This is a genomic window from Sphingobium sp. (assembly GCF_035511395.1).
Classification (GTDB): domain Bacteria; phylum Pseudomonadota; class Alphaproteobacteria; order Sphingomonadales; family Sphingomonadaceae; genus Sphingobium.
In genome coordinates this window covers 1-7,190 of the sequence record NZ_DATKFP010000204.1, presented here as the reverse complement: position 1 = coordinate 7,190, position 7,190 = coordinate 1, and the positions used below count along the sequence as shown (strand labels likewise).

The 7,190-nt window shown below is 63.0% G+C and carries 11 protein-coding genes and 1 pseudogene; 8 read left to right on the top strand and 4 right to left on the bottom strand.

The genetic code is table 11. The features are described from left to right. Nucleotides 1-108: 108 nt before the first annotated feature. Nucleotides 109-606, bottom strand: coding sequence for a hypothetical protein (locus VMR39_RS14390; RefSeq protein ID WP_325416680.1), 498 nt, complete (start codon nt 604-606; stop codon nt 109-111). Continuing rightward, nucleotides 587-1,669, bottom strand: coding sequence for an XRE family transcriptional regulator (locus tag VMR39_RS14385; protein WP_325416679.1), 1,083 nt, complete (start codon nt 1,667-1,669; stop codon nt 587-589). The genes VMR39_RS14390 and VMR39_RS14385 overlap by 20 nt, the downstream gene beginning before the upstream one ends. 98 nt (nt 1,670-1,767) lie before the next feature. Here VMR39_RS14385 and VMR39_RS14380 point away from each other — a divergent pair, with 98 nt between their 5' ends. The 4 genes from VMR39_RS14380 to VMR39_RS14365 all read left to right on the top strand — a co-directional run bounded on the left by VMR39_RS14380 (nt 1,768) and on the right by VMR39_RS14365 (nt 3,618). Beyond that, on the top strand, nt 1,768-1,941 hold the full coding sequence (locus VMR39_RS14380; RefSeq protein ID WP_325416678.1) for a hypothetical protein: 174 nt from the start codon (nt 1,768-1,770) through the stop codon (nt 1,939-1,941). A 76-nt stretch (nt 1,942-2,017) separates the two neighbouring features. Further along, on the top strand, nt 2,018-2,296 hold the full coding sequence (locus VMR39_RS14375; protein ID WP_325416677.1) for a hypothetical protein: 279 nt from the start codon (nt 2,018-2,020) through the stop codon (nt 2,294-2,296). Nucleotides 2,297-2,353: 57 nt separating this feature from the next. Then, nucleotides 2,354-3,112, top strand: a complete 759-nt coding sequence (locus tag VMR39_RS14370) for a toll/interleukin-1 receptor domain-containing protein (RefSeq protein WP_325416676.1) — start codon at nt 2,354-2,356, stop codon at nt 3,110-3,112. A gap of 269 nt (nt 3,113-3,381) precedes the next feature. Then, on the top strand, nt 3,382-3,618 hold the full coding sequence (locus VMR39_RS14365; protein WP_325416675.1) for a hypothetical protein: 237 nt from the start codon (nt 3,382-3,384) through the stop codon (nt 3,616-3,618). A gap of 433 nt (nt 3,619-4,051) precedes the next feature. Here VMR39_RS14365 and VMR39_RS14360 read toward each other — a convergent pair. Beyond that, nucleotides 4,052-4,387, bottom strand: a pseudogene (locus VMR39_RS14360) (tRNA-dihydrouridine synthase); the annotation flags it as partial. A 166-nt stretch (nt 4,388-4,553) separates the two neighbouring features. Here VMR39_RS14360 and VMR39_RS14355 point away from each other — a divergent pair. The 4 genes from VMR39_RS14355 (at nt 4,554) to VMR39_RS14340 (ending at nt 6,912) form a co-directional block, all read left to right on the top strand. Next, entirely contained in the window at nt 4,554-5,240 is a 687-nt protein-coding gene (locus tag VMR39_RS14355; RefSeq protein WP_325416673.1) for a DedA family protein, read from the top strand. An 80-nt stretch (nt 5,241-5,320) separates the two neighbouring features. Beyond that, nucleotides 5,321-5,686: a 6-carboxytetrahydropterin synthase QueD gene (gene queD / locus VMR39_RS14350; RefSeq protein ID WP_414712520.1), complete on the top strand. Its 366-nt coding sequence runs from the start codon at nt 5,321-5,323 to the stop codon at nt 5,684-5,686. Further along, nucleotides 5,676-6,296, top strand: a complete 621-nt coding sequence (locus VMR39_RS14345) for a chalcone isomerase family protein (protein WP_325416671.1) — start codon at nt 5,676-5,678, stop codon at nt 6,294-6,296. Before queD ends, VMR39_RS14345 begins: the two co-directional genes overlap by 11 nt. Before the next feature lie 175 nt (nt 6,297-6,471). Next, on the top strand, nt 6,472-6,912 hold the full coding sequence (locus tag VMR39_RS14340; RefSeq protein ID WP_325416670.1) for a phasin family protein: 441 nt from the start codon (nt 6,472-6,474) through the stop codon (nt 6,910-6,912). Between the two features lie 109 nt (nt 6,913-7,021). Here VMR39_RS14340 and VMR39_RS14335 read toward each other — a convergent pair. Continuing rightward, the coding region (locus VMR39_RS14335; protein ID WP_325374899.1) for a transposase at nt 7,022-7,190 on the bottom strand (169 nt) is incomplete at its 5' end.

Here is a 7,190-nt window from a genome sequence, read left to right as displayed (position 1 = left end):
ATGATTGCTCTCGACCGGAAGCAGACATGGGCGCAGTAGGGATTGGGGATGATTGTCGCGGAGGGAGGGCGGCGGCGATGATTGGTCCGAAGAGCCGTCGCCCCTTGCTCACAAGTCCTCTCGTCGCCAGCGTTTGATCTGGGTATCGACTTCATCCCACGGTAAGCGGCTGCCGTCTTCGCGCATGGCTTCATAGGCTGCTGTGGCACGATCTACGTCGATCCTGCCCGACTGCAGCAAGATATCGACAAGCCACAGAGTGCCGCGCACCTCTACGCGCTCAGCCTCTGCTGCAATCCTCAGCGAGCGATCTCCAGAGAGCAGCGGGCAGTTCAACGATCGCGCCAGAGCCAGTGCAAAGAGGTCATTGATGCTCGGTCCGCGGAACCGCGTTCGAAGTTGCTCAACGTACTGCACGTCTTCAACCGGCTGAGTGACGACCTTTAGCCCGAGCGCCGGAAGTACGCCGTAGTGATCGGCCAACTCTTCAACATAGAGGATGTCCGGGACGCAGAACTCGGTGTCTACCAGGCGAAACACCTCTTCCAGCAGACCGCCGGCCGCCAGGTCGATGATGATGTTCGCGTCAGTGACAACCAGTCGCATTGGGTGCGTCCATGCGTCGTCGGGCACGCAATTCCACCAAGGGTAACGCTAACAGCTCTGCGGCCTTGGACTCGCCAATCAAATCCTCGGCAAGGGCACGGTAGACAAGCTGCGCGAATCGGCGTGGGCACTCCTTGGGATAGGGCTCGCCCGGCTCCTTCTCCCGCCAGGAGTTTGCGCCTTCCTTCTGGCTGACGAAGAAATCCCAATGCTGCTTTGCAATCGCTTTGGTGAGGATGCCAAGGTCCTGGGCGCGATACACCCAGCCGTTCATGCTGAGGCCCCACTCGTGCTTGAGCATGTAGAGCTCCTGCGGCTCGAGCCAGGACCGGGAGGCGCCAAGAAGTCGGATGGCCTCGCCCTTCGGCACCAAGAAAGCGCTGGCGAATCGGTGGCAGGCGCGCTCCTCGTCTAGCGCTGGAGTGATGCGCCCATGGAGCACCAAGTGACCCAACTCATGGGCCAAGGTGAAGCGCTGACGATCACCTGGCCAGTCTTGGCCAACGACGATCACCGTATGGCCATTGGACTTGGCTACCAGCCCGTCGAACTTCTTGCCGCCGTCATGCGGAGTGAGGATGACCTTGATGCCTTCCTCCTCCATCTTGTCGATGAGGTTGCCGATGGGGCCGGTACCGAGCTGCCATGCGGTCCGCACGTGGTCAGCCACCGCCTCAACAGCGGCGTAGGATTCGACCTTCGCCGGCAGCCTCTTCGGCAACGCGAACGCCTTTGGCCAAGACGCCGGGACGATGGACTCCAGTTCGATCCATCGCTCCAGCCGTTCACGGACATCCTCCAACACTCGGACCTCGTCCTGCGGCGAGAGCTTCTCGTGCTTGCGGAAGTCGACTTCGGTCAGCTCCACAGCAGACTGCCGGAAGAAGTATTCGGTGCGCACGCCGAAGGTCTTGGCTAGACGAAGCAAGATCTCGGACGACGGCTTGATCACGTCGCGCTCGTACTTGGAGATCGCCATCGCGCTGAGGCCCACGGCCTCGCCAACGTCGCGAAGCGACAGACCGGCCGCCGTTCTTCCTTGCTTGATTCTGTAACCCAACATGCACACCCCCGGTTTACGCCACCACGGCCCTGTTGACACAGTGTAAACCACAGGAGTAGGGTTTACGCTAACCTTGTCAAATGAAGGAAATGTAAACCATGGCCACCAACCCTCCGAAAGGCGATGGACACCGGAACGGTGCAGTCCGCAACCGCAGCCAGACCCACAATCCTCAGAACGATCGCTGGACCAAACGCGACGCCGAGACTGGGAAGTTCATCGACCAGAAGGCGGACCCGAAGCCTTTCAAGGGCGTCCGCAAAGAGCGGTAGAGACACGAAGCTCCCGTGGAGCTCTTTCCAGGCTCTGCGGCCGAGACAACCCGCTATCCCAGGCAGGAACCCTCACATGCGTCGCCTGATTGAGTTTTTCGAGTTCGAACTCGCGGTGCTCGAAGCCGTGTTGAGCCGCCGGATCCGTAGCCTCGTGCTACTCGGCGTGGCACTCATCATCCCATCGCTCTTCCTGCTGGTGTCGTTGAAGGCGTCGCAGGGCATGCCGCTTCCCGGCCTCATCGATGGGTTCAGACCCATGCTGGGAGTCATGGCGCTGGCCGTGATGTTCAAGTTGATGTGGCTGGCGGCGCAGGCGTACCTGAAGGACCGGGCGGCGCTCCTGCGGTTCTGAACCTACCCAATTCCTGACTAGGATGCATGGTCACCCGATCTGACGATGGAGTGAAGAATGGCCCGCTTCAATGCGAATGAGTTCAATCGGAAGGTGCGCGAGGCACAACGTCGAGTAGTGCGGCAAATCAACCAGAAGATCGATCAGATCAACCGCGCAAACAGGCAGGCGGTGGAGAGCCACAATCGCAGAGTAAGGGAGATTGAAAGGCAGGAGAACGCCCGACGCCAGCAGGCGGTCGGAAGACTCAATGCGGCAATCAACGACCACAACCGACGAGCACAGTCTCACAATCGCCAAGTGGCCGCTGAGTTGAGCCGGAGCCTGCGTTCGGCTTCGTCCCCGGTCCAATACACCGAGCCCGAGCGCCGCCTAGCTGATCGAGTGCAGGAGGCTGTGGCTGCGATCGACCCGCGAGACTACGACTCGTTCCTCAGCTACGCGCGAATCGACGGTCAGGAGGTCGCCACTGAGCTGCGCGGAAGACTGGAAGACCTTGGAGTCGCAGTGTGGTTCGATGAGGTAGCGATCGTGCCGGGTCGCAGCCAGTCGCTCCAGATGGATGCGGGTCTACGGAAGGCGCGGTCAGGGATCGCGCTCTTGACACCAGCCTACCTGGCCGGGCGGTTCTGGACAGAGCGAGAGCTGGGAGCACTGCTGAGCAAAAGCACGCTCATCCCGGTTCTGCACAACGTCACGTTCGACGATGTAAGGCAGTACAGCGGAATCCTGCCCGACTTGGCAGGGTTCACGACTGCCTCCGACAGCATTGAGGATATCGCCCACAAGATCGCTGCAGCTGTATTGCCGGAGTAGCTGCGGTCACGCCGTTGGCATCGACTCCATTAGACCCCTCTGATGAGCAGGCTTGGCGTGGACCGGCGGACACACGGTGTCGACTTGCTCTGACGGGAACTGTCGCCGTCGCTAGTCGTGGCGCACGGAAGGGATGCCGCATTCCATGTGCGCAACACCATCTGCCGCGTGGCGCCACAGCATAGCCCTAGCGATAGGCGGAAATTACAGGTTCTGAGAGAGGTTGATGATTCAGCGCATAACTAACTTCGGCTGATGAGGGTGTAGCAATGGCTCAATACAAGCACGACAAGTACCTCAATAAATCTGATAACGCGGAGTACGACAAGCTATATTCCCCTGGAGATACGTGCGCCAACTCCGGCATCTATCGTTGCGAATCTTGCGGCGATGAAATTGCGTCAAACAAGGGCAATCCATTCCCGCCGCAGAACCACCATCAACATTCGCCAGGGTTGGCGGCAATACGCTGGAAGCTAATTGTCTTCGCTCAACAAAAGAAATAGGGTGCCGGCTAGCCATTCATTCATAACGAAGCCGCTTCGCGGCGCGGCATAATGCAGGCGTCAAATGACTGGGGGCTTCTGCTGTGAGAGTCCGCTTCTGGCCGAAAGCAGTCGCAAAGCGGTGATCATTCAGTCGGTATGCTGATCGCGATCAAACGGTTCACCTGGTCAGCTTGACCGGCATACGCACATGGGGCGCCAGCACCGCCACCTTGTCGCTACGGAAGTAGGAGCCAGTCATGACTACCAAGTGGACCAATTCGGCAGCGATTAGCTGGGTGAGCTGGCTGGCTTCTTTCGAGGCGGCTGCCAAAGGGGGGAGACCGAAGTAGGGCTTTCGGAGGATCGATAGTCGGGGGAGATGTCGACACCCGCTTGTCGTCATCGACATTCCATGCCCGACGTAGGCAAGGGCAAATCAATGACTTGCGAATGTCGACGCCCGACTATGAGTGCTGTGCTTCGACGGGCAGCCCATGTTGATGTCGACGATCTGCGCGCCGTGATCGACGTTGTAGCGCGCCGCCTCGGCCAGCATCGCCGGATCGTAGCCGGCGATCTGCACGCTGATCGGATCGGGCTCGCCGGCATGGTCCATGCGCTTGAGCGACTTGCGCGTGCTCCACAGCCGCGGATCGGCACTGGTCATCTCGGACACGGCCAGGCCCGCACCGAGCTGCTTGCACAGCTGCCGGAACGGCTTGTCGGTGACGCCGGCCATCGGCGCCAGCGCGACGGGCGGCGCGATCGTGTACGGTCCCAGTTGCATGAACGCTAGTGTAGGGCCTGACGCCGGCCGCGGCAGCATCGCGACGCTGCACCGGGCCTGTCCGGCGCGGGGCCGCGAAGCCAAACCGTCGCGAGGTGCCTGTTAGACTCCGCCTTTGCCGCCTGCGCAGCCGCTGCGCGCGGCCGGATTCAGCCGCTGTCTCACGATGGATATTCTCGACCTTCTCGTCAGCCTCTTCACCCAGAACGGCTATCTGGCCGTGTTCGTCGTGCTGCTGGTCTGCGGCTTCGGCGTGCCGATCCCCGAGGACATCACCCTGGTCGCCGGCGGCGTCATCGCGGGCCTGGGCTACGCCGACGTGCACGTGATGTGCGCGGTGGGCCTGGCCGGCGTCCTGCTCGGCGATGCGACGATGTTCACGATCGGCCGCGTGTTCGGCGAGCGCGCGCTGCGCGTGCGCTGGGTACGCTACCTGCTGACGCCCAAGCGCTACGCGCAGGTCCAGGCCAAGTTCGCCCAGTACGGCAACCGTCTGATGTTCGTCGCGCGCTTCCTGCCGGGCCTGCGCTCGCCGATCTATCTGACCGCCGGCATGACGCGGCGCGTCTCGTTCCTGCGTTTCGTGCTGCTCGACGGCCTGGCCGCGCTGATCAGCGTGCCGGTCTGGGTGTATCTGGGCTTCTACGGCGCCGAGAACCACGAGTGGCTGCTGGTCTGGGTCGAGCGCAGCAAGATCGGCGTGCTGCTGGCGCTGGCCGCCGCGGCGATCGTCGTGGTCTGGTACTTCCGCCGCCGCGGGCGGCTGCGCCGCGAACGGCTGCACGCGTTCCGCGCGCATCGCGCCGGCCGCGCGCGGACCGGCATCGGGCCCAAGCGCGACGCCTCGCCGTGAGCGTCGGCGCGTGCCGCGTTCGGTCGCATTGACCGTCGTTTTCGGCTAACGTGGCCGGCACGCCGGCCGTTTGGTTATTCGTGGATATTTTCAAGATTTTCCAGATCGAGGCGGCGCACCGTCTGCCCCACGTGCCCGCAGGGCACAAGTGCGCGCGCCTGCACGGCCATTCGTTTCGGATCGAGATCCACCTGAGCGGTCCGGTCGATCCGCACGCCGGCTGGGTGATGGACTTCGCCGATCTCAAGACCGTGTTCGCACCGGTCCACGAGCGCCTCGATCACCGGCTGCTCAACGACGTTCCGGGCCTCGAGAATCCGACCAGCGAGAACCTCGCGCGCTGGATCTGGGACCAGCTCGCGCCGAACCTGCCTCTGCTCTCGCGCGTCGTCGTCCACGAGACCTGCACCTCCGGCTGCAGCTACGCCGGCCCCGATGCGCGCTGAACGACCGGGTCTGCTCGGCCTCGCGCTGCTCGGCCTGGGCCTGCTCGCCGCCGCTGCGCCCCCGGCGCATGCGCAGGGCGAGGAAGGCGCGTTCGCGCCGCAGATCGCGATGCCCGGCAACCAGCAGGCCTGGCGCCGCGTCGGCCAGGCCACGTTCCAGCATTATTTCCAGCCGTACTACCGCGCCGCGCTGTACGTGTCGCCGACGCTGCGCGACGTCGGCGAGGTCGCCGAGGCGCTGACCGCCTACCAGGTCGAGATCCTCTGGCAGCCCAGCGAACTGGGCGAGGCCGAGGTGCACGGCTACTGGCGTCAGGCGCTGCGCAACGCGGCCGGCGACGAGGATACCTACGGCCGCATCGAGGCCAAGGCCGAGCACTGGATCGCGCAGCTGCCGGCCGTGCATCACGGCGATCGCTGGGTGTTCTCGTACGTGCCCGATGCCGGCATGACCGTCCAGATCGGCGGCAGACCGGTGCATCGCCTCGTCGGCATCGACCTCAACCGCAGCCTGACGCGGGTCTGGCTCGGCGATCGTGCCGATCCGGAGCCACGTGCCGCCCTGCTCGGTACCGATTCCGCAGCGCAACACGATGCAGCGGGCCGCTGAGCGTCGAGGATTCAGCGGCGTGCCTGGCTGCCGAACCAGCTTTTTGAAGCATCCTGGAAGCTGAATCGATTCCAAACCGAATCTGGACGACAGGCAGATCCGTTCCGGATATGTTGCATTGCACAAAAACCTTTGCTAGAGTCATCGCACATCCCTCATGGATCCAGGTGACATCATGTCCACGTTCGAGCAAGTCAGTTCGCAGTTCCTCGCGTTCGGCAAGAGCCAGGCCGACGCGGCGCTGAAGGCCCAGAGCCTCGCGCTGGCCGGTCTGGAGCGCATCGCCGACATCGAGCTGCAGGCCTTCGAGAGCCAGGTCAACGCCACGGTTGAGTTCCTGAACTCGCTCGGCGAGGTCCGCGATTTCGAGAGCGCCCGCACCCTGTGGCCGCGCGGCTTCGCGCTGGCCAAGCAGTCGGCCGAGAAGGCCTACGCGACCAGCCTCGAAGTCTTCGACGTCGCGGTCAAGACCAACGAGGCGCTCGGCACGCTCGCCAAGGAAAAGATCGAGTCGACCAACGAGGTGCTGGCCCAGCAGGTCAACGCCGTGAAGGGTCAGTTCGAGAAGTCCAGCGAAGAGCTCGTCAAGCGCGTCAAGAAGGCCGTCGCCAAGTAAGCCGGCGCCGTTCTCTCCACTTTGCGTGGAACAGCACGAGGGCATCCTCCCTCCCCCGCCTTCGTGCTGATTTGGGCCGGATGGTTCGCCATCCGGCCTTTTTCTTGGTTCATCGCGGATTACCGGGGAAGGCAGCTCGGATCTTGAGGAAGAAGTAGGCCTCGTCCCGGTAGCCGTATGCGCGGCGCTTGATGACCTTGATGGTGTTGTTGATACCTTCCACGACGCTGGTGTTGAGAGGGTGGCGACAGCGGGCCACGATGCCGTGCCAGTAGGCC

Bases quoted from the DNA above. Each gene is read 5' to 3' on its own strand.
- VMR39_RS14390 (WP_325416680.1), bottom strand. From the start codon at position 606: ATGCGACTGGTTGTCACTGACGCGAACATCATCATCGACCTGGCGGCC.
- VMR39_RS14385 (WP_325416679.1), bottom strand. From the start codon at position 1,669: ATGTTGGGTTACAGAATCAAGCAAGGAAGAACGGCGGCCGGTCTGTCG.
- VMR39_RS14380 (WP_325416678.1), top strand. From the start codon at position 1,768: ATGGCCACCAACCCTCCGAAAGGCGATGGACACCGGAACGGTGCAGTC.
- VMR39_RS14375 (WP_325416677.1), top strand. From the start codon at position 2,018: ATGCGTCGCCTGATTGAGTTTTTCGAGTTCGAACTCGCGGTGCTCGAA.
- VMR39_RS14370 (WP_325416676.1), top strand. From the start codon at position 2,354: ATGGCCCGCTTCAATGCGAATGAGTTCAATCGGAAGGTGCGCGAGGCA.
- VMR39_RS14365 (WP_325416675.1), top strand. From the start codon at position 3,382: ATGGCTCAATACAAGCACGACAAGTACCTCAATAAATCTGATAACGCG.
- VMR39_RS14355 (WP_325416673.1), top strand. From the start codon at position 4,554: ATGGATATTCTCGACCTTCTCGTCAGCCTCTTCACCCAGAACGGCTAT.
- VMR39_RS14345 (WP_325416671.1), top strand. From the start codon at position 5,676: ATGCGCGCTGAACGACCGGGTCTGCTCGGCCTCGCGCTGCTCGGCCTG.
- VMR39_RS14340 (WP_325416670.1), top strand. From the start codon at position 6,472: ATGTCCACGTTCGAGCAAGTCAGTTCGCAGTTCCTCGCGTTCGGCAAG.